28 protein-coding genes are annotated in these 21,174 nt (G+C 30.3%); 6 read left to right on the forward strand and 22 right to left on the reverse strand.

From position 1 onward, the window contains the following. Positions 1-450: S-adenosylmethionine:tRNA ribosyltransferase-isomerase (locus N4A44_03505; GenBank protein MCT4552706.1), on the reverse strand; the 450-nt coding region annotated here is incomplete at its 3' end. A gap of 146 nt (positions 451-596) precedes the next feature. Between N4A44_03505 and N4A44_03510 the strand changes: the two genes are divergently transcribed. Beyond that, positions 597-923 carry a hypothetical protein gene (locus N4A44_03510; GenBank protein MCT4552707.1) on the forward strand — a complete coding sequence of 109 codons (327 nt, stop codon included), beginning with the start codon at positions 597-599 and terminating at the stop codon, positions 921-923. A 164-nt stretch (positions 924-1,087) separates the two neighbouring features. Then, positions 1,088-1,516, forward strand: a complete 429-nt coding sequence (locus N4A44_03515; GenBank protein MCT4552708.1) for a hypothetical protein — start codon at positions 1,088-1,090, stop codon at positions 1,514-1,516. A gap of 122 nt (positions 1,517-1,638) precedes the next feature. Here the strand turns inward: N4A44_03515 and rpmE are convergent, their stop codons facing one another. Further along, positions 1,639-1,851, reverse strand: a complete 213-nt coding sequence (gene rpmE, locus N4A44_03520) for a 50S ribosomal protein L31 (protein ID MCT4552709.1) — start codon at positions 1,849-1,851, stop codon at positions 1,639-1,641. A 143-nt stretch (positions 1,852-1,994) separates the two neighbouring features. On the opposite strand from rpmE, the gene N4A44_03525 reads away from it, so the two are divergent. Then, positions 1,995-2,573 carry a hypothetical protein gene (locus N4A44_03525; protein ID MCT4552710.1) on the forward strand — a complete coding sequence of 193 codons (579 nt, stop codon included), beginning with the start codon at positions 1,995-1,997 and terminating at the stop codon, positions 2,571-2,573. Positions 2,574-2,614: 41 nt separating this feature from the next. Here N4A44_03525 and N4A44_03530 read toward each other — a convergent pair whose 3' ends face one another. The 7 genes from N4A44_03530 to gltX all read right to left on the reverse strand — a co-directional run bounded on the left by N4A44_03530 (position 2,615) and on the right by gltX (position 7,303). Further along, positions 2,615-2,920, reverse strand: coding sequence for a hypothetical protein (locus N4A44_03530; GenBank protein MCT4552711.1), 306 nt, complete (start codon positions 2,918-2,920; stop codon positions 2,615-2,617). Between the two features lie 3 nt (positions 2,921-2,923). Further along, positions 2,924-3,058 carry a hypothetical protein gene (locus N4A44_03535; GenBank protein ID MCT4552712.1) on the reverse strand — a complete coding sequence of 45 codons (135 nt, stop codon included), beginning with the start codon at positions 3,056-3,058 and terminating at the stop codon, positions 2,924-2,926. Positions 3,059-3,176: 118 nt separating this feature from the next. Next, positions 3,177-3,599: a hypothetical protein gene (locus N4A44_03540; GenBank protein MCT4552713.1), complete on the reverse strand. Its 423-nt coding sequence runs from the start codon at positions 3,597-3,599 to the stop codon at positions 3,177-3,179. 114 nt (positions 3,600-3,713) lie between these two features. After that, a complete protein-coding gene (gene pth / locus N4A44_03545; GenBank protein ID MCT4552714.1) occupies positions 3,714-4,244 on the reverse strand; it encodes an aminoacyl-tRNA hydrolase in 531 nt (176 codons plus the stop codon). 132 nt (positions 4,245-4,376) lie between these two features. Beyond that, positions 4,377-4,778 carry a hypothetical protein gene (locus N4A44_03550; protein MCT4552715.1) on the reverse strand — a complete coding sequence of 134 codons (402 nt, stop codon included), beginning with the start codon at positions 4,776-4,778 and terminating at the stop codon, positions 4,377-4,379. A gap of 125 nt (positions 4,779-4,903) precedes the next feature. After that, positions 4,904-5,371, reverse strand: a complete 468-nt coding sequence (locus N4A44_03555; GenBank protein MCT4552716.1) for a hypothetical protein — start codon at positions 5,369-5,371, stop codon at positions 4,904-4,906. A 414-nt stretch (positions 5,372-5,785) separates the two neighbouring features. After that, the gene (gene gltX / locus N4A44_03560) at positions 5,786-7,303 is read right to left on the reverse strand and encodes a glutamate--tRNA ligase (GenBank protein MCT4552717.1); all 1,518 of its coding nucleotides are present in this window, start codon (positions 7,301-7,303) and stop codon (positions 5,786-5,788) included. Between the two features lie 144 nt (positions 7,304-7,447). Between gltX and N4A44_03565 the strand changes: the two genes are divergently transcribed. Both N4A44_03565 and N4A44_03570 read left to right on the forward strand, forming a co-directional pair. After that, positions 7,448-8,722 carry a TolC family protein gene (locus N4A44_03565; protein MCT4552718.1) on the forward strand — a complete coding sequence of 425 codons (1,275 nt, stop codon included), beginning with the start codon at positions 7,448-7,450 and terminating at the stop codon, positions 8,720-8,722. A 34-nt stretch (positions 8,723-8,756) separates the two neighbouring features. Next, complete coding sequence (locus N4A44_03570) at positions 8,757-9,887, forward strand: hypothetical protein (protein ID MCT4552719.1); 1,131 nt, start codon at positions 8,757-8,759, stop codon at positions 9,885-9,887. 58 nt (positions 9,888-9,945) lie between these two features. Here the strand turns inward: N4A44_03570 and N4A44_03575 are convergent, their stop codons facing one another. From N4A44_03575 to N4A44_03590, 4 genes are all read right to left on the reverse strand, one after another. Continuing rightward, positions 9,946-10,347 carry a hypothetical protein gene (locus N4A44_03575; protein ID MCT4552720.1) on the reverse strand — a complete coding sequence of 134 codons (402 nt, stop codon included), beginning with the start codon at positions 10,345-10,347 and terminating at the stop codon, positions 9,946-9,948. Positions 10,348-10,421: 74 nt separating this feature from the next. After that, on the reverse strand, positions 10,422-12,434 hold the full coding sequence (gene tkt, locus N4A44_03580) for a transketolase (GenBank protein ID MCT4552721.1): 2,013 nt from the start codon (positions 12,432-12,434) through the stop codon (positions 10,422-10,424). A gap of 136 nt (positions 12,435-12,570) precedes the next feature. Beyond that, entirely contained in the window at positions 12,571-12,978 is a 408-nt protein-coding gene (locus N4A44_03585) for a hypothetical protein (GenBank protein MCT4552722.1), read from the reverse strand. A gap of 140 nt (positions 12,979-13,118) precedes the next feature. Next, a complete protein-coding gene (locus N4A44_03590) occupies positions 13,119-13,667 on the reverse strand; it encodes a hypothetical protein (protein ID MCT4552723.1) in 549 nt (182 codons plus the stop codon). Positions 13,668-13,816: 149 nt separating this feature from the next. Between N4A44_03590 and rnhA the strand changes: the two genes are divergently transcribed. Next, the gene (gene rnhA, locus N4A44_03595) at positions 13,817-14,260 is read left to right on the forward strand and encodes a ribonuclease HI (GenBank protein MCT4552724.1); all 444 of its coding nucleotides are present in this window, start codon (positions 13,817-13,819) and stop codon (positions 14,258-14,260) included. 612 nt (positions 14,261-14,872) lie between these two features. Here rnhA and N4A44_03600 read toward each other — a convergent pair. From N4A44_03600 to rplS, 9 genes are all read right to left on the reverse strand, one after another. Further along, positions 14,873-15,427 carry a hypothetical protein gene (locus N4A44_03600; GenBank protein ID MCT4552725.1) on the reverse strand — a complete coding sequence of 185 codons (555 nt, stop codon included), beginning with the start codon at positions 15,425-15,427 and terminating at the stop codon, positions 14,873-14,875. A 216-nt stretch (positions 15,428-15,643) separates the two neighbouring features. Next, complete coding sequence (rnc, locus tag N4A44_03605; protein ID MCT4552726.1) at positions 15,644-16,315, reverse strand: ribonuclease III; 672 nt, start codon at positions 16,313-16,315, stop codon at positions 15,644-15,646. 41 nt (positions 16,316-16,356) lie between these two features. Next, positions 16,357-17,373, reverse strand: coding sequence for a signal peptidase I (gene lepB / locus N4A44_03610; protein ID MCT4552727.1), 1,017 nt, complete (start codon positions 17,371-17,373; stop codon positions 16,357-16,359). Positions 17,374-17,394: 21 nt separating this feature from the next. Beyond that, on the reverse strand, positions 17,395-17,841 hold the full coding sequence (gene acpS / locus N4A44_03615; protein MCT4552728.1) for a holo-ACP synthase: 447 nt from the start codon (positions 17,839-17,841) through the stop codon (positions 17,395-17,397). Positions 17,842-17,852: 11 nt separating this feature from the next. Then, positions 17,853-18,683 carry a DUF2062 domain-containing protein gene (locus N4A44_03620; protein MCT4552729.1) on the reverse strand — a complete coding sequence of 277 codons (831 nt, stop codon included), beginning with the start codon at positions 18,681-18,683 and terminating at the stop codon, positions 17,853-17,855. 15 nt (positions 18,684-18,698) lie between these two features. Then, a complete protein-coding gene (locus N4A44_03625; protein MCT4552730.1) occupies positions 18,699-19,139 on the reverse strand; it encodes a DUF2155 domain-containing protein in 441 nt (146 codons plus the stop codon). A gap of 30 nt (positions 19,140-19,169) precedes the next feature. Beyond that, positions 19,170-19,640 carry an MlaD family protein gene (locus tag N4A44_03630; protein ID MCT4552731.1) on the reverse strand — a complete coding sequence of 157 codons (471 nt, stop codon included), beginning with the start codon at positions 19,638-19,640 and terminating at the stop codon, positions 19,170-19,172. A 112-nt stretch (positions 19,641-19,752) separates the two neighbouring features. Further along, complete coding sequence (locus tag N4A44_03635) at positions 19,753-20,283, reverse strand: hypothetical protein (protein ID MCT4552732.1); 531 nt, start codon at positions 20,281-20,283, stop codon at positions 19,753-19,755. Between the two features lie 130 nt (positions 20,284-20,413). Continuing rightward, positions 20,414-20,941, reverse strand: a complete 528-nt coding sequence (rplS, locus tag N4A44_03640) for a 50S ribosomal protein L19 (protein ID MCT4552733.1) — start codon at positions 20,939-20,941, stop codon at positions 20,414-20,416. Between the last annotated feature and the right edge of the window lie 233 nt (positions 20,942-21,174).

A 21,174-nucleotide genomic window follows, 5' to 3' on the forward strand; every position in this document is an offset into this window, starting at 1 on the left:
CTTAGCAACAACTTCTGCATAAAAAGCCCAATCCTCAGTATCAAATACTATTCTATCCTTAACAGACAACTTTTTAGATCCCTTACAAAATCCCCACCAAGAACAATCATCTACTTGCTTATGGAAAGTAACTTCAAACTCCCTTCCTAGATCATCTGCATATATACCTAAATTAACACCACCAGTCTTTCCATTAAACTCATCTAACCACTTGTTAACTCTACCTTTAACACGAGAAGGAATAACTCTAGTATCATTAAACACTAATAAATCCCCTTTATTCAATAAAGAAGGTAAATCAGAAACTTTCTTATCTTCTAACTGAGGAACTAATAACAACTTAGAAGAGCTTCTATCCGCCATAGGAAACTTAGCTATATTCTCTTCCGGCAATTCAAAATCAAAATCCGAAAGCTTCATATCAGTATTTACATAACCTTTTTTAACCATAACAAATTCCTTTTTAGTTTTATTCTGAAAGAATTATAACCAATACTATCCAAAACTCAAGAAAAGACTTATACCCACTTTAATATTGACAATATAAAAATGTATTATATATTAATCACAAATTTAAATTTAAACCTAATTAAAATATGATTGTTATAGTAAAAGATTTAGAAGAGATTAAAAAACATCTATCAGATGAGTCTGTGAGAATTAGCGAAACCTTAACAGGAATCATTAAGGATTTCTGTAAAGATCCAACACTAAGCTCCATCCATTTTAAAATAACACAACATAGAGAAATCTATCTTGTAAAAAATGGAGAGTTTGCATCTGTACTAGAAATAAAAAACCTTTTTAATTCTCCATATGAAATAGATGCTAAAAAAGTATCTTCAACAGAAAGCCACTTTCTAAAAGGAAAGACACTAATGGAAAGAAAAGAATTCACACTCTTTAACAACCGCTTTTCATGACCAAATCATAAACAAAGCACTAACCTTCGGTGTAAAACACTGAAGGTTATTTTTTATAATAACAACTCTTATAAGAATTATTAATCTTTTATTAAATTCTTAAAGAAATCAGCTTGTAAATTTTCATTTCTATGCTATAATGAAAGAAAACAAACGAGGAAAAAATGGCAGATGAAAATCTAAACTTTTTAGGTCTAAAAACTGAAACAAAAGCTAAAGATTTAAAGGTTTCTTGGAAAAAACCTGTTGGATTTCACAACCCTAAAGAAATCACAAACTCTATGCAAGTCGCTTATCAAAAGAACGAAAACTTTATCCTCGACTCTACAAAAAGCAGACTAGGCTTAAAATGGCCTATGAAACAAGTAACTTACTTTGCATGCGGAGCAGTACAAGATACCCTACAACTTGCAAAAACAGGAGCTGACTTATTCTTCGGCGACACTACTATGCAAAAGAAATGGGGCGAACACATAGTAAATAAATATAAAAACTCTCTAAAATACGAAGATGAAAAGAAGTTTGACGAAAAACAAAAATCTATGAATGATAGTATTAAATTATGGTCTAAAGAATTAGAAAGAAGAGCTTAAAATAAAACTCCCAACCAGGAGTTTTTTTATATCCAAACCTACAAGCTTTAAATTTCATTTATACTACAAAAAAATATCCCCTAAATTAAGGGGATACTTCTAATCTCTTAAATAAAATCAAATTAGCTAAACATACCAGCGAATTTTTTATTAAAGCTTTCAGATCTACCTGATTTGTTATCAAGATTTCTTTTACCAGTCCAAGCAGGATGGTTATTAGGATCTGTATCTAGCTTCATTTCTTCTTTATTCAAAGTAGATTTCATGACAACTGTTTCGCCAGTAGTTAATACCACTTTAACGTCATTTAATTGCGGATGAATATCTTTTTTCATTTTCTAACTCCATATATTTGTTTTATTAAAAGCAAAAAGCTTAATAAACTTCTTGATTTTACTTTTCGTGAGTGTATAATAACGGGGTTGCAAAGTCAACAAAAAAACAAAATAAAAATCACGAATATATCAAAGGCGAGGTAATGAGCAAAAAACTTATAATTTTTGGCGGTCCTTTAGGCGTCGGCAAAAGTACTATAATGAAAGAAATCTTAAACGATAAAGAATTAAACTCAGTAGAAATTTTAAACACAACTACAAGAAAACCAAGAGACATTGAAACTGCAGGCGTAGATAGACACTTCACTACAGTAGAAAAATTCGAAGAAATGATCAAATCTGGTGAAATGATAGAATGGATTAAATTCGAAGGAAACGGTCAATACTACGGAGTTGAAAGCAACGAAATTCACAGCAAACTAGAAACTCATGACTTTGGTGTAATAGATGCTATGGCAGATGGCCTAAAAATATTCAAAGAAGTTCTTCCTAAAGAAGGTATCAAAATGAAATCAATCTTCATCAAACACCCTTCTAAAGAAGTTTTAGAACAAAGAATTAGAGATAGAGGCACAGAAAACGAAGAAGAAATTCAAAAAAGAGTTTCTATGACTGAAAGTTACCTTAAATATGAAGATATGCATGACTACACAGTAGTAAATGATAATTTAGAAACAGCAGTAGCTGAAGCAAAAGAAATTATCAAAAAAATTATAGCATAAAGCATAAAAAAAACCCCGGAATATCCGGGGTTTTGTTTTTCTCACGCTGCTACTAAAAATCTTTTCATTGAATCTATTAATGAAACCTTCACAAGAAAATCATCAATAATCAATTCTTCATCAAACATCTTTTTTATATCATGTTTTTCTTTTGGAGTTAAAAAGATAGAGTTTTCTTTCTTCATTAAGTAATTAAAATATTCTTCTAATTTCAATAAATCGAATTCAAAACTAGAAAAGAATTGCTTATTCCAATTGAAAGTTAAATATATTTCATCAATATACTTATACAACATATCCTTCAAAACAACTTCCAAAAATAACTTTAAATGTTTTCTATTTCTCATACTTTAATTTACAATAGGAGCTCTTTCAAAATCAGAAAGATCCGAAATTAATGAATAATCAATTGTTCTAACTTCAATCACTTCTATAGCAATCGGTAAATATTCAACATTATTCTCAAAATCTAATATGTCTAACATCTCTAAAAATAGGTTTAAATTATACAATACAAATGAATATATTCATGAGTACCTATTTTGTCAATAAAAAAGAGGAGCATATTTCAGCTCCTCAATAAACAATTATTTTCAACTTAATTTAAATTGCATAACAATTATCTTCCATTAGGTATTCTTCCATCTCTGGAAAGCTTTCCAAAACATCGACAAACTCATTCAATGTCTTTGGATCTGCAAGTTTAACGGCATCATCGTTAATAGGAAATTCTACCATTCTCTTCAGGTAAAATACAAAGCTATGAAATTCTTCTTTTGTAATTCCCAGTTCTTCGAACTTAAGATCACCAATTTCTTGATTTTTAAACTCTTTTTGAGACGTCAAATGAGTAAACACCTCATAAAACTTCCCTGTTATTAGGGCTTTGAATCTTCCTTTAGCATCAACAATTCTTTGATAGAACTCATTCCATTCTTCAAGGGTCTTATCATCAATCCCCATAAAGCTCTTATCCGCTTCAATTGTACTTGCCAATGATTCAGCATTTTCCTCACTAAGCCCCATTTGCTTTACAGCATAGAGAACAAAATACCTTTTGTTAAAATTAAATTCTTTTTTATTCATATTAGGTTCAAATTTTAAGGGATAAATATCCCTGTTAATAATTAGATTTACATCTTAAAAAATTTCTTTATAAACTTTCTCAAACAAAGCTCTCATTTCCGAGAATTCCTTATCAGAAAATTTACCTAACACATAATCAGCCACTTCCATTTTATTCATAGGTTCTGGTAAGTCTCTCGGATGCCCTACTCCAATTCTAACTCTATTGTATCCCTTACCAATCTTAGCATCTATATTTCTGATACCATTATGTCCAGCGTGACCACCACCGACTTTACACCTAAAGTTTCCATATTTCAAGTCTAATTCGTCTTGAATTACAATTATATCTTCTGGGTTAACTTTAAAAAACGAAGAAAAAGACAAAACAGCCTCTCCAGAAAGGTTCATATAAGTTGTAGGCTTTACTAGAATCACTTCTTCACCATTTTCCAACTTGCCCTTTGAAAAAACTCCATTATTTTTCTTTTTATATTCAGAGAACGACCACTTATCCAATAACCAATCTACAAACATAAATCCGACATTATGTCTAGTATAAGTATATTGCGAACCAACGTTTCCCAAACCAACAATCATTTTCATTTTTCTAATTCTCCATCATTCTAATCTTTAGAATACCACCTATTATACAACCAGCCTTCAAAAATCACAATAAAAAAAGAAGGGGATTTTTCAATCACACCTTCTTCTTAAATCTTAATCAACTCTTAGCTCCTATTGGTGAATGTCCCCTGTAACAGTTCCCATATCACCTACTCTTTTCTGCAAATCTTCAATAGTCTTCCGCATACGAGCAAACTCTTCAGCAACCAAATTTTGATAATTTCCAACCTCAACAGGAAAATAAAAAGCATTGATAGCCTCTAAAAAAATCATACTACCTTGATAATCTTGAAAAGAATAAGTTACTCTCTCAAGAACTTTATCAAAATCAAAAACAGTTTCGGCCAACTCCATCTTAAGAGTTTTAAAATCATCTTCAGACATCCCCATTTTATTTGGATATCTACTCAAAGAAACCTCATCATCTGCAACAGCATCTGGCAAATATTCAGCAATCTTTTTAATTAAAAATTTATCAAGGTCTTCCCTGATAAGAAAAACTTTCTTTTCCATAGAACAAGAATTTATAGATTATAATTAAATTCAAACTTTACAAACTTTAAGAAAACTATAAAAAATAAAACCTGCCTTGTCAAATGCTAAAAACATCAAACAAAAACAGATTTTATAATTTTCCCTTAAAAACTGGAATTATTATCTGGAAGTTTCTTTTCCAGATTCATCTTTTCATAATACTCAATTACATAACTAAGTATTTTAATCTCATTATTTTCCCTAGTTAAATCAAATATCAAGGCCCTAAAAACATTAGGACTTAAAACCTTACTATCCCCTGGATAGATTGACCCCTTGTCTATAGGTAAACTAAAAATATGATACTGAGACTTTGCCAATTTCTTAACAAATTCATCATCAAAAGGAATACCAAATTCCCTAATCTCCAAATAAAGCTTAAACACTTTTGAATAAAAATTTAAAAATTCCTCTTCATCTTTATAAAAAGGAGTAAATTTAAAATGAAGATTTTTATTCGGTAATTCTTCATAGTCAGAGGTATCGGTGACAATACCGTATTCAGCCTCGACTATTTTCTTTATTTTATCGGCCCATTCATTTTGAATAGGTCCAGTCCCTCTATCTTTCATAGAATAGAATTTATAGATTTATAATTAGATTTAAAATTTACAAACTTTAAGAAAACTATAAAAAATAAAACCTGCCTTGTCAAATGCTAAAAACATAAAACAAAACAGATTTCATAATATCATAAAAAGTACATTTCATTAAGCACGTACATTTGAAGATTTTCTTTTGTTAATAAAACGAGAATTTCTCCAAGTTACTAATTTATTTTTAAGCCTCTCTTGTCGAAGCTCTACAATTTTTCCATAAAATGAAAACGCACATAAAACCTTTTTTTCTTCAGATTTGATCATAATACAAAAATTAGTTAAATTAAGTTTAAATTCTCACTGAAAACAATTATACAAAAAAGCCCCTATCTTGTCAAGTACTTAACAAAATAAGAGCCTAATTATGATTTTTTTAATTATATTAAACTAAAAACAAGTTTTTAAACAAGTTTTTAACCTATTAATAATCCTATCCTTACCCAATAATTCCATAACTTCAAATGGAGGAGTAACACCAGAAAAACAAACTGCTATTCTAATAATCATCAAAAACTTACCAAGTTTAAATCCTTGTTCATTTGAAAAATCACAAAGCAATTGATTAAAATCAGTCTTATTCCAATCGGCACCTTCAAGATAAGAAATACATTTTTCTAAAGCATCTTTAGCAGACATTTCACCATCTTCACCAACCTTCAATGGTTTAACTAAATTCTTAACAGATTTCTCATCCAAACCTTTAAACATAGTTTCTTCATGCTCAGAATCCACCCACATAAACATAGATAAATCAACAAGTTCAACAACGGATTTGACTCTATTCTTTAATTCAGGCATAGCCTTAACAAAAGTTATAAATTCAGCTTCAGTCAATTCTCTATCAAGTTTTTTCTCTAAAATATCTCTTGATAATTCAGCGACTCTTTCATCATTAGCTTCTTTCAAATAATTAACATTCAAATGCGTAATATTAGCTTCATCAAATTTAGAAGATGATTTACCAATTGCATCAAAACCAAACCATTCTATTGCCTTCTCACGAGAAATAATTTCATCTTCACCATGAGACCAACCAAGTCTTAATAAATAATTAAAGAAAGCTTCCGAAAGAACACCCTTCTCTTTATAATCCCAAAGAGCTACATCAGCATCTCTCTTACTTAACTTGGCGCCTTTCATATTAGTAACCAATGGAAGATGAGCATAAACAGGAACATCCCAACCCATAGCTTTAATAATATGCGCTTGCTTAAATGCATTATTTAAATGATCTGCACCTCTAATAACATGAGTAACTCCAGCATCATAATCATCTACAACAACAGATAAGTGATAAATAGGAGTTCCATTTGCTCTTAATAATACCAAATCATCAACTCTAGCATTATCTACTGTAACCTCACCTTGCACCATATCATTCAAAGTCATAGTACCTTCATTTGGAACCATTAATCTAACAACAGGATCTTTATCATCTCCCTCTGCCTCAGCCTTAGCACGAGCTTCTTCAGGAGTTAAGCCTCTATACGGAGAATGAATTATTCCACCATTCTTACGAGCTTCATCTCTCATAACATCTAATTTTTCTTTAGAAAGATGACAATAATAAGCCTTCCCTTCAGCTATAAGCTTTTCAGCAACTTCTCTATGTCTATCTGCACGAGCAAATTGACTTTCACAAAGCTCATCCCAAACAGCACCATCTTCAACGTCTGTTTCTAAAGTAACATCATCTTTTCCACCCAATAACCATTTAAGATCTCTATATATAACTTTAACAGCATCTGGGTAATATCTTTCTCTATCTGTATCTTCAATTCTTAACTTAAATTTACCACCATTAGCCCTAGCATATAACCAAGCAAACAACGCAGTTCTAGCATTTCCAATGTGTAAATATCCTGTAGGTGATGGAGCAAATCTAGTAACAACTTTTTTATTCATAACAACTTCCTTATATTTTTCGAAAAATATACAATAAAAAAATCAAATAATCAATTAAATTTTTCCCTTGTATTAAAAATCAAAATACAGTAAAATGAAAAAGATAAAACCAAGAGATTTGCAAAGTTAGAAAGAGTAAAAAGAATGAAAAATAATACATTTAAAATAGTTAGTTTATTAACTTTAGCAATTTCAACTTCAGCCTATGCTGAAAATCTAGAAGAAGTATTGTCTCACACATACAAAAATAACCCACAAATTCAATCATCTATAAAAGACCTAGAAATAGCAGATGAAAAAATCTACGAAGCATTCAGTGCCTTCCTACCTGAAATCACAGCAAACGTATCTTTATTAGATTATGACTTTGAAGACGAAAATGCTTTTTCTCAATTCATGGCTCCAGATAGAACATACGGAGCAAGCTTATCACAACCTATCTTTACAGGTGGTCAAGAATTCTACGCATATAAAGCTATTAAAAGATTAAAAGACATCCAAGTTTCTACAACTCAACTTAAAAAAGATGAAATAATTATAGAAACAGCATCTGCTTACATGAACATAATCAAGACAGCAGGAACACATAAGCTAAACCTTAATTCTGAAAAATTAAGAAAAAACCAATTAGAAGCTACAAAAGCAATGTTTAAGGCTGGAAGCCAAACAAAAACAGAAGTATTCTCAGCTGAGTCTGCTCTTTTTGCAGCAGAAACTAATACAGTTCATTCTAAAGGCGATCTAGACATAGCAAAAGAAAAGTTCAAAGAATTAACAGGTAAATATCCTGAAGATGAATTAGAAATGCCATTCATTCCAGAACTTAACTTGCCTCAAACTAAAGAAGAGTTTATTGAAAAAGTATTGCTTAAAAACAATCAAATTAAAATTGCTAAAAATAATTACCAATACTACAAAGCAATTAAACATACAAATATTGGAAACATGCTTCCTCAAATTAAAGGTACAATTGACTATTCTAAATCAGAATGGGATAACAATGACGACTTAGATAGCGGAAGCACAAAATTTGCAATCACTGCAAGCATGGACATTTTCAAAGGTGGAAGAAACCTTTCTAAATATGAACAAGATGCTCTAAAAGCTGAAAGTGAACTTCATCTTTATCAAAATACTAAAAACGAAGTTACTACTCAAGCAAACGAACTTTGGACTAATTACCAAACTGTTGTAGCAAGTAAAAAGTCTTATAAAAAACAAGTATCTAGTGCAAAAAACGCTTTAGACGCAACTGTTATTGAATATAAACTTGGAAAGAAAAATATATTTGATTTCCAAAAAGCAGAAAACGATTTCATCGAAGCATCTATAAATTTACTAGACGCTCAAAAAGATCAAATCACACTATACTTACAAATTTTATCAGCAATGGGAGAGCTTGATAAAATTATAGACTAAAAAATTAGCTCAAGGGAAAAGCGAGGATTTAATTATGGGAAACACGGAAAACATCAAAAAAAATGAAAATGTTACTTCTAGTCCAAACGAAAAAGGAGCTTCTTCACAAGCCCCTTCCCTTGACGATATATTAGATAAAATTAAAAATAAAATAGAAGATAAAAAGGCCAACAAAGAAAAATACGTAGGATCTCCACAAGAACAAAAAAAATCAAAAGATTCAAACACTTATAAAAACAAGAATGAATCAAAACCTCAAGTAAAAACAAAGCAAGAAGCTCCTAAAAAAGAGGAAGAAAAGAAAAATATTCCATCTCAAACAGAGAGCAAAAAAGATGATACTAAAGGTCATGAAGAAAACATAGATAGAAGCTTCTCAAATCTTTCTGCTTTACTAAATAAAAAATCTGAAGAGCAAGAAAAAGAAAGACTTAGTAAAAAAACTGAAACTAAAAAAGAAGACAGAACTAAAAAAATAGAAGATCTATATAACAAAATCGTAGAACAAAAAAGCTCTACATCTTCTAAGAAACCTTCTAATAAAAAAATTATCAAACCATCTTCTGAAAAGAAAGAATTTAAAAAAGAAACTAAATCTTTTGAAGCTCCAAAGATAGAAGAACCTGATTTTGATAAAATAGCTGCTCAAAAAATAGCTGACAAATTAGAAAACAAAGATACTACTCCAAAAGTAGATGATGAAGCCAGCAAAGTTTTCAGCATTTCTAAGAAAAAGAAAGAACAAAAACCTGCTGAAGAAAATAAAGTAAAAGTAGAACTTAAAGAAAAAGCTAAAGAAATAAAGCCTGAAACTAAAAAGGAAATCCCAGTCCCTACTCCTGCTCCTATAAAAACAGAAGTTAAAAAAGAAGAAATTTCTCCAGTTTCAGAAATAATCAAAAGTAAAAAAGTAATTCTTCTTACAAATAATATGATCGTGAAAAACGAAAGTGAAAAGCAGATTAAATCAAAACCTAGCGTCCTTTCAAAAGAAGCCTTATCTAATGAAAAATTAGATTTATCAAACCTTTCAGAAAATAAACTAGATAAACTATCTGAAATCTTAGCTTTTGAAATTTCAAATTCTTGCTCTATCAAATACCTAAGACCAAAGATAGAAAAGAATATAAGATCAAGAATAAAAGAAATTCTAGATAAACTATAAAAAGAAAAGGAGTTATTAATTTAACTCCTTCTTTTTTATCATACGATTTTACACATTATCAAGACATAGAAAATGATATAGTAAAATTCCTAAAATCAGCACTATCAAAATTCATTGCAGGCTCAATCATTGAAAACTTAGACTGAAAATAATAAACATGCATATTATAAAATAATCTATATATTACAAGATCAGAATGCAATGATTTCTCATTTTTCAAATCAAAAACATCTGTTTTTTGACCAACAGAAAAAGAAACTTGATCTGAATTAATTTTACCCAAAGAAAGCTCCTTAGAAACAATTAGCCTTTTAAAATCACCATCGCCAAAATGATATTCTAAACAAAAATCATCCTCTTCAATACCTTTCATATTCAACAAAAAGCTATTAACAGGAAATTCTAAAATGAAGAGCTTTTCTTTCTTTAAGACATCCATTATTCTTTTTAATCTATACATAAATAATCAGGTTTAAATTATAAAATATTCAATATATCTAAAACATATTTTAAATAAATACAATTAAAATTTAATTAATTCATTAATTTAGACATAATCTTCGCAACTGAAAAACCAAACTTCTTGAAAAGATCTTCAGCAGGAGCCGACTTACCGAAACTATCCATTCCAATAACTTCATCAGCATACTTAAACCATTCAAACCCTCTTGAAGCCTCAACAGCAACTTTCTTAACTCCCGAAGGTAGTAAAGAAGATTTATAAGCATCAGATTGTTCATCAAATAAATTATAAGAAGGAACAGAAATAACCCAAACTTTTTTCTTATTCTTAAATTCCTCTTCATAAGCCTTAGCAACTTCCACACAAAGAGAAACCTCCGAACCAGAAGCCATAAGAAGCAATGCAGGCCTATCATCTTCCGAACCATAAATTCTATAAGCACCCTTCTTACAAAGATTACTCTTAGAAACCATAGATCTATCATTTCTCAATAAAGGTAAGTTTTGACGAGACAACATCATAGCAGAAACTCTATGCTGATTATTAAACGCCAACTCTAAACATTCTGCAGTCTCAACTTCATCACAAGGTCTTAAATCTACAACATTCGGAATAGCTCTCAACGCAGTCAAATGTTCTACTGGTTGATGCGTAGGACCATCCTCTCCAACACCAATAGAGTCATGAGTAAACACATAAGTAGTACCTAAATCCATCAACGCACCTAATCTAAGCGCAGGCTTAACAAAATCGAAGAAAGAAAAGAAAGTACCACCATAAGGCTTAAAACCATACAACGCCAAACCATTCATACAAGCACCCATAAAATGCTCTCTAATTCCATAATGAATATAACTTCCCTTACAATCCTTCTTAGGATAAACAGCTTCCATTCCTTTAGCAAAAGTTTTATTGGCCGGAGACAAATCAGCACTTCCACCAACTAAATTATGCATAACAGAATGAACTTCATTTAAAACATTATTAAATGCCTGTCTCGTAGCAACTGATTTATCAGCAACCTTCTTCTTATGATCATATATAGCATAAGACAATTTACCCATAGCAAATTTCTCATCCTTATTAACAAACCTCTTAAAATCTAAAGAAGACTTCTTAAACTTCTCATTCCATTCAGCAACTTCACAAGAAAACTTAGCCTGAACATCTTCCCATAAAGCCATAACATCTTCAGGAATTTCAAATGCATTTTCAGAAGCCCATCCTAAATTTTCTCTAAGCGTCTTACAACCTTCATCTCCCAAAGGAGCTCCATGAACTTTTTCCGAACCAACCAAATGAGAGTAAGCACCAATGTCAGTCTTACAAACAATCATTGTAGGCTTATCTTCACAAGCCTTCGCCTTCAAAATAGCCTTATCTATTTGCGAATAATTATGACCATCTATAGTCAACACCTGCCAACCATTAGCTTTAAATCTAGCTTCCATATCAACTGAAGTAGCCAAATCAGTAGAGCCATCAATAGTAATCTTATTATCATCCCAAAAAGCAATCAGCTTACCTAATTTGTGATGACCTGCAAAAGAAATAGCCTCTTCAGAAATACCTTCCATCAAACAACCATCACCCATCATAACATATGTATAATTACCAATTAAATCAGCACCAAATTTATTCCTAGCAATTTTCTCAGCTAATGCCAAACCAACTGCTGAAGCAATACCTTCTCCTAAAGGTCCTGTAGTCATTTCAACACCATCCAATTTTTCAACTTCTGGATGACCCGCAGTTTTACTACCCAACTGCCTAAACTTTTTCAAATCAGATAATGAAATATCTCTATAACCAACTAAACAAAGTAATGAATATAAACCAGCAGAAGCATGACCTGAAGATAAAACAAATCTATCTCTAGCAAACCACTTAGGACTATCCACATCAAACCTCAAATGATTAGCAAACAAAGTAGTTAAAACATCAGCCTGTCCTAATGGAGCTCCTGGATGACCAGAATTAGCCTTTTGCACCATATCAGCAGATAAAACTCTAAAAGCCGAGGCCATATCAAACAACTCTTCTTTATTAAATACCCTACTCTTACATTTAAACTTTTTAATCATTGAAAAACCTTCCCCTCAAACAAATAAATCTTTTTATTTAAATTCCTTTTTAAATACGAAAATATTGTATCACAAATTAAGATTAAAAGCAAAAAAAAGTGTCAGCAAAATACTGACACTCTCAAATTTGTTCAACCTAGGAAACTAATTTCATGAAGCCCTCCATAATATTAGTAAATAAATTCCTAGTTTTGTTTTTTATAAGCCCATTGTCATCAATATAATAATTAGATTTTAAAGCTCCAACTGACGGTTTAAACCCATTCAGCTCAATAGCATTTACATCCAACAATATCTTTCCACCGCTCTGCCCCAAAGGGAATGTAGCTTTTTTCCCTTCTTTATAAAGAACAGAAACACTTAATGAAGCATTACCCTGGAATAAATCTTCCTTTGGCAATTCTTCTGCAAAAGAAGCTTTTTTAGTAATTTCAAAGAGAAATTTTTTAATCTCTCCTTTTCCATCAACTTCAAAGAACTTCAATTCTTTTCCATCAATAACAATAGCTAATCTTTTAATATGTTTTTCAAAAGTATATTTCATAACAAAATATTTTAATTAGATTTAAATTCTTTTTCCAAGACAATATTATCGCAAGCGCCATATTTGTCAAATATAAAATAATTTTATTTAAAAAACAAAAAAACACTGATGAATTAATCATCAGTGTTCTTTTTCCCGATTTATTCAGAAAAACTCTCAAATACAGCATAAGAATCAAAAGAACCTTGGCCTGCAGGAAATAAACAAATTGCAAACCCTGACTTCTCTTTTATTCTTAATAAGAAATTAAATTCTATAGCAGTAACGGCCCCCCTAATTTTATCGTTTTTTTCTCCGATAAAATCATAAGTTTTTAAAATTTTATTTCCTGTACCCTTAAGTGTAACTTTTGGGTATTTAATAATCTCAAAACTTTCTTTCCTAAGGATCGGAACCCCAGATTTTTCTTCTCCATTAATTAATGATACTTTTGGCATCTCAGCGTTTTCAACTTCATTAGAAAGTTTGCCTAAAAGCTCATTATTTAAAGTTTCTCCTGGAGCAATAGTCACATTGTTACCGGCGGAGATTAAAACATCTTGAGCCTCATATTTTTCACTGCTTAAGGTAAAAAATACTTTCTCAACTTTTTTATCACCCTCTTTTTTTACTTGGCATAATGTAATTACACCATTACTTTGTACTACTCTCAAGTTAGTAAATTCAGGTCTTAAATTTAATCTTTTCATCTCTATATATTTAAATTATAACTCAATACTTTAAAATTATCATACTCTATATTTATCATGATATATTTATTTGTCAAGTATAAAAATAATTTTATTTAAAAAAAAATAACTTTATGCTAAAATAACAACAAATAGGATAGGAATATAACATGACAAAAGGTACTAAAATAAAGATTTATACTGACGGAGCTTGCTCAGGAAACCCAGGTATAGGCGGATGGGGAGCTATCCTTATATATGGCAACAAAGAAAAAGAAATCTCTGGAGGAAATCCAGAAACTACAAATAATCAAATGGAACTTACAGCTGTAATAGAAGCTCTTAAAATCCTAAAGAAGGATTGCCAAATAGAACTTTACACTGACAGTAAATATGTAATGGATGGTATTACTAAATGGATCCATAATTGGCAAAAAAATAATTGGAAAACAGCTGCTAAAAAACCTGTTAAAAACAAAGAGTTATGGCAAGATTTAGTAAAAGAAACTTCCAAACACGAAATAAACTGGAACTGGATAAAAGGTCACAACGGTGATAAATATAATGAAATAGCTGATACCCTTGCAGTCTCAGAAGTAGAAAAGTTAAAATAAGAAATGCTCCCGTTAAGGAGCATTTCAAATCAAAGCACAAATTTAGTCAGGTAAACGAGACTAAATACTTTCAATAATTTTCAAAATCTTTTGGTTTCTCTTAATATCATTTTCACAAGTAACATCAATAAAACCCTCTACTTCATCATACATCTCAATTTCTATCAAAGAAAATACACTATCATAATCAGCAATATTCTCTTTAGAAAAATATAAAGCGGAATCTAAATCCCTTATATTAAACTTAAAAGTATCAACCCCTTCTAGGATTTTTAACTTTTGCGTTTAATAAAATTTTAACTGCTCATAGCAATTATATAAATTCAAATTTTCCTTGTCTGCCGATATCTTAGACAATATATGTCCTTGATTAAAAGTAAGCTTATTAATTTCTTCAACAAAAGAATAGTTTGAAGACAACCAAAAGAAAATACTTAAAACTCCCACCGAAAATACTATCAGCGAAACAGAAATTTTTTTCCAATCCATAACGTGTAAATTTAGGTTTAAATTTATTTTTTTTACGAATTGATGATAAGTTTATAATCTCAAATTGTCAATAACAAAAAAAAGACCCCTTTTTAAGAGGTCCTTGTATGGTAGTATATATAGTTAAGTAAAGTGTAGCTTTTCAAGTATTTTCCTACTGTTATTTTTTATTAACAGCGCTGTTCTTCTATCTAATTTCTTATCTTCAAACAAATGTTTTTCTAAGATTTTAGAATTTTCAGCTGAAATTTTGATAATATCATCAGAAACTCCCATAGAAATCAAGTTGTCTCTTTTTATATTCTCATAGGCTATAAGATCTAAAACGTCCATATAACCAATATCACTATTTCCACTCCTATCAAACAAACACATTTGATATTGTGAATAACTCTGAACTCCATCAGTTTTTTCTCTGGCATCCTCCACGGATACCCACATAAAACCAAGTGAACCAACAATAACAATAGGCATTACGGTAGAAACGTAAGCAATCTTAATAATCTCTTTGTATTTAGTAAAGAAACCTGCAATTTCATTAACAGTTTCTTCAATTCTTTCTTTAATTTCGGTGAAAAAACTTACAATTTTATTAGAAGTTTCTTCTACTTTTTTTCTCATTGCAACAATCATTTCTATTAACGTAGCAATAAAACCAATCTTCAGTAACTTTTCCATAGCAGTTTAAATTTTTTTATAGTTGAGTGTTTAAATTTTATTTTTTTTAATTATGCTCCGGAGGACATCCGGTAAATATATATAAGGTTTACATTTTTTTCTTTCGAAAGAATCTCATAAAACAAATAAAATGTCAACAAAAAAATGAAGCAAAGTTGCAGAAAACATAAGTTACACCAACTTTACTTCATAAAAACTATAAAATATTATATAAAACTATTTTTTTAATTTTTCTAACAAACTCTTAGCGCTATCCATTTGAGATTGCTTCTTATTTTTCCCATAACCAATAGCTGAAACAATTTGTCCCTTCTTAATTTCAATAGAAGCTTCCATTTCAAACTTAGGATTATGATCCGTTCCTGACATACCAAGAACCTCATAAGAAGGTAATTTTTTAAATTCTGCCTGAGTAAATTCTTGCAACGCAGTCTTAAAATCAACAGGAACATCAACCTGCTCCTCTAATAATTCACTCCATAAATCTAAAACAAACAACTTAACAACTTCAAAAGATGAATCTAAATAAACAGCTCCGATCAAAGCCTCAACAGCATTAGCCAATGGCTTTCCAAAAACACCTTTAGCCCTCTTTAGTTCTTCAGAAACCTTTAATCTATTCTTTAAATTAATCTTCTCAGCAACCTTCAACAAAGATTTACTAGAAACCAACTCTGAATGTCTCTTAGCCAAAAGACCCTCATCCTCGTTAGAGTATTTTTTATAAAGAGCCTCCGCAATAACCAACCCCAAAATTCTATCTCCAATAAATTCTAATCTCTCATTAGAACCACCTTTTCTATCGAACGCTAATAAACTTTTATGTCTCATAGCCGTTTCAAACAAACTAGAATCTTTAAATGAATATCCTTGAAAATTTACAGACATACTACACTACTCCAAACCTTTTACACATATAAACCAAAACTTTAATCAACAATATCTAATTTTTTGAAAAATCTACCAAAAAATAAAGATTTATGCCATCTCCACGGCTGAAGAACACTAGCCGCACCAGAATAAGAATATAGAACCAATTCAGCTCTTCCAATCAAGTTTTCAGCAGGTACATAACCAACCTTTTCTAAAAACCTACTATCTTGAGAATTATCTCTATTATCACCCATAAAGAAATAATGACCATCAGGAACATTAAACACTTCCGTGTTATCCATAAAGTCAGAATCAGAATTCTCTACTATATAATGCTGATGACCATTAGGCATAGTCTCAAGATATTTCTTATATTTTGCAACACCACACAATCTAGAACAAGAATCTTGATCCCAATAAGTAATGTTGTAATCTTCATTAAGCTTTAATTCTTTACCATCTCTAATAAGAGTTTTATTATCAACAATCTCAAAAGTACCAAAATCATTCTTAAATGATAATAGCTTTTCACCTTTCTCACTCTTAGGCAAATTAACTATTAAAAATTCACCGACATACTTTCTATCAACTACTTCACCATTAATATAAAGTCTTCCACCAACAACTTGAATCTTATCTCCAGGAAAACCAACCAATCTCTTTATATAATCTATCTTTTCTCCATTATCCTTAGGATGTCTGAAAACAATCTTATCACCTCTAGCAGGCAAATCATTATCAAGCAATCTACCTTCAAACAAAGGTAAAGACAATGGGAATGAATATCTTGAATAACCATAAGAATACTTAGAAACCAAAATATGATCACCAACTACCAATCCTGGATACATAGAACCAGACGGTATAAAGAAAATCTCACAAAAAAATGATCTAATAAAAATAGCAAGAAACAATGCACAAAGCACCATCTTTGCCCAATCGAACAAAGTTTCCTTTTCTTCATCATCCTTTTCAGGTATTGATTTTTTCTTAGAAACCTTTTTCAAAAAATCTTTACTAGAAGCGTTCTTAAAAAAAGATTTCACATTCTCTAACTTATTTTTAAATTCCATAATTTTTCCTAACTACAATCCTTACTTTTTAAATACATCTATAATAGCAAAAGTCTGAACTAAATCTTTCTCATCCGAAATAGAAATTTCAATTTCAAACCCAAAGTCATCCAAAGAAAATCTCTTAAATTTAGTTATAGCAGATTGTTTTAAAACCTCTAAACTTTTACCATCAATTTTAACAAAAGGCTTACCAAAATCATCATTTAATAAAGTCATATCTTTAAAAGACACACCCTTTGCAATCCCAGTTCCAATAGCCTTACTAACTGCTTCCTTTATAGAAAATATCTTCGCTACCTTAGCCCAATTTTTATCAGTAAAATCATTATATTCTTTACCAACAAAATCATAATGACCAAGTTCTTCCTTAGACATAACTCTATTTAAAAAATCATTACCAAACTTAGCAAAAGAATCTTGAATTCTAGAAATATGTAAAATATCCGTACCTACACCTAAAATCATATCAATACTCCTTACTTAGTTTTACTAACTTTATTTTTCTTAACAGTTGGCTTTTTCTTCGCAACCTTTTTAGTCTTTGCAGCAGAAGTCTTAGCCTTTTTCTTATCAGCAGCTTTCTTCTTAACAGAGCTAGTAGTTTTCTTAACCCCATCAAAAGTATGCTCTAATTTCTTTTCAACCACATCAAATGTATGTTCTATCTTTTTCTCAACAGCAACTACATCTTCAACGACTTCATCCACAACCTTCTTAACTATAACTTTAGCACCTTTATAGATTTTTTCAAAACGTTTTTTTCTATAACTCTCAATCATATAATAAGAAAGATAATAACAAATTATATAAGAGGCTACAAAATAAGGTATACAACCAATCATCATTGGGTAAATAAATTCTTCATAAGCAAATTTAATAGCATGAGCATCTTGTTGCAAAACAACATCCTTCAAATGCAATAAGGCATTAATAATCTCTTGAGAAGAATAAGCATCCATATTCTCAGCAAGTAAATGTCTACCAGTCCAAAAAACTATAATCCAAATAAAAGGAAACGTTAAAGGATTTCCAATCAATGAACCAATAACACCAGCCATAAAAGAAGCTCTAAATATTAGAGAAAACAACAATATAAGTATTACATGAAAACCAATAAATGGAGTAAAAGAAACTGCAAAGCCAAAAGCAAATCCTCTTGCCAATCTTTGCAAATCATCAGGGTTTCTCAGTAGTTTCCAATAATTATAAAGAAAACCCCTAACCATCTTTCTCAAAGAAAGTTTTTCCTTAGCCCTTTTATATAAAGAACCTTTTTTCTTTCTATGTTTTACATTAGTTCCTAACATAATTCAAATCCAAAACTAAAAAGTTTCACAAGAAAGCAACCAAACATCATAAGTAGGATGCTCTACAGAAGACAAAGATGGAGATGATGAAAACATCCATCCTGTAAACAATTTATTAATAAACTCACCACTTCTTACAAAGCTGCTCTTAGAATCATCAAAAACTTTATCTTCACTTTCTGTAGCAGAAATTTCCAAGAAAACAGAATCTTCCTTAGCTTCATAATCTGGAGTGAAATAACAAGCTTTAACAGAAATATTTAAGTTATCTTCAGATATAGTTTGACCAACTGGAATCTCCAGAATTTGAGCTTTTCCAACTTGCTTATTAAGCACCCTAATTCTGGCATAATCACCTTTCAAATTAGTCGCACCAAAAGCAATATCAAAAAACATAAAGAAGAAAAAAGCTCCTATTAAAACCATAAAAAACAAATATTTCTTAACTTCTTCCATAACTTAAAGCTCCTCTCTCTACTCTCTTTATTATTTCTTAGAACCATTATTCATTGAAAAAATAAAATTACCAATAACATCTTCTAACGATGGAGTAATTTCACCTTCAACAACATCTGAATCACCAAGATAGAATTCTGACTTACCAATTTCTATAATAAGATTACTTGAACCTAACAAGCTTTCAGAAGCAATTTTAACTCTACTATCTACTGGCACCTTATATTTAGATGGCACAGAAAACTTAACATAAGCCATATAAGTTTCAGGATCTAATTCCTTAGAAAGAACACTTCCTACCTTAACACCATTTATTTTTACATCAGCACCAACTTGCAACCCTGAAGAGTTTTGAAAAGAAACCTTATAATAAGAATCATTCGTAGCGCTTGTAACTTTTACAACTGAACTAGCCCAATAAAGGAAAACCCCTGATAAAACAATAATTACAAAACCTAAAAATGTTTCTAACGGTGCAATTTTTTTAATATAATTTAGCATATAAAATACCTCCAAAATAATTTTAGAAAATTATAACAAAAGGTTCTAAATAAGTAAACAAAATTCTTAACAACAAAAAAAGGTAGCAATCCACCACCTTTTCTAAACATTTTCATTTCTCTGCAGAGATTTTATAACCTCTATTTTCTGATAATAATTCCAACGTCTTTTTGAATTCAATATCTTTAGAAATATCAAGGATATAAACCCTCTCCCCAGATACTGGATCCAAAAAATAAAATTGACCCTTTCTCATACCTCCATCAATCTTATACTTACCATCAGAAGTAATATCAGCTTTAAAATGCGTCCAATTCACATAGTCATATGCTCGAACTTTATCAAAAACTGATTTAATAATATTAACCTCCTCTAAACTAAACCTAAAAGAAATTAAAAAGCTCCTATTTAGAAGAGGTAAAACATTATACCTTTCCAAAAAATTGAAGAAGTTTAATCCAAACTCATTCTCAATGAGCGCCTTTGAAATCATATTTAACAATGCTTTAGTATCTTCTATCTCAAGTTCAGCCACCTCTAAATCAGCATCATGCTGCCTCTTAAGAAAAAGCCTATAATAAATAACTAAAACCAAACAAGCAAATAAAACCCCAGAAACAAAAATCACAATTTTTCCACTCATAACATTCAAAAATTAGGTTTAAACAATTACACCTTTTATAGGATAAAACAAAGACTTAAACATTGCCAATCAAAAAAAGCTACCAAAATATTTGATAGCTTTTAATAAAATATTTAATTCTAAAAAGAAATTAAGCTTCAGTTTTTTCTTCAGCTTTAGCTTCTTCTGCTTTCGCAGCTTCAGCAGCTTTCTTTTCTGCTTCTTTAGCAGCAGCTTCAGCTTTTGCAGCTTCTTCAGCAGCTAATCTTGCAGATTCTTCCATTTCTTTAGCCATTTCTTCTCTAGCTTTTTTAGCAGCTGTAAGATCTTCAGCAATTCTTGCTTTCTTACCAGTTAAGCTTCTTAAGTAATAAAGTTTAGCTCTTCTAACTTTACCAATTTTAACAACTTCAATTGCATCAACATTTGGAGAGTAAAGAGGGAAAGTTTTTTCAACACCTTCACCACCAAAAGAAATTTTTCTAACTGTGAATGCAGAGTTAATACCTTTATTTTTTCTAGCGATACAAACACCTTCAAACATTTGGATTCTGTGTGTTTTACCTTCAATAACTTTAGTGTGAACTTTTACAGTGTCACCAGCTTTAAAGTTAGGTATTTTTTTATCAGCAGTTAATTTATCAATGTTTTGTTTTTCGATATTTTGAATAATATTCATTTTTCAAATCCTTTTTTAATCAATCCAAACATTCGTGATAACAGTTAAACTCTAATAATTTCAATTGCTTAAGAGTTCCAACCCACCAGAGGTTTACACCAATTCATTAATTCACTGCCGACATTATAACCAATGAAAACAAAATTTCAAGCATTTTCTCAACAAAAACAAAAGAAAAAATAAAGTCTTAAATTGACAACTCAACCATAAATTATTAATATAAAAACTGAAAG

The organism is Alphaproteobacteria bacterium (assembly GCA_025210155.1).
In the GTDB taxonomy this organism is placed as follows: domain Bacteria; phylum Pseudomonadota; class Alphaproteobacteria; order Rs-D84; family CASDRH01; genus JAOASE01.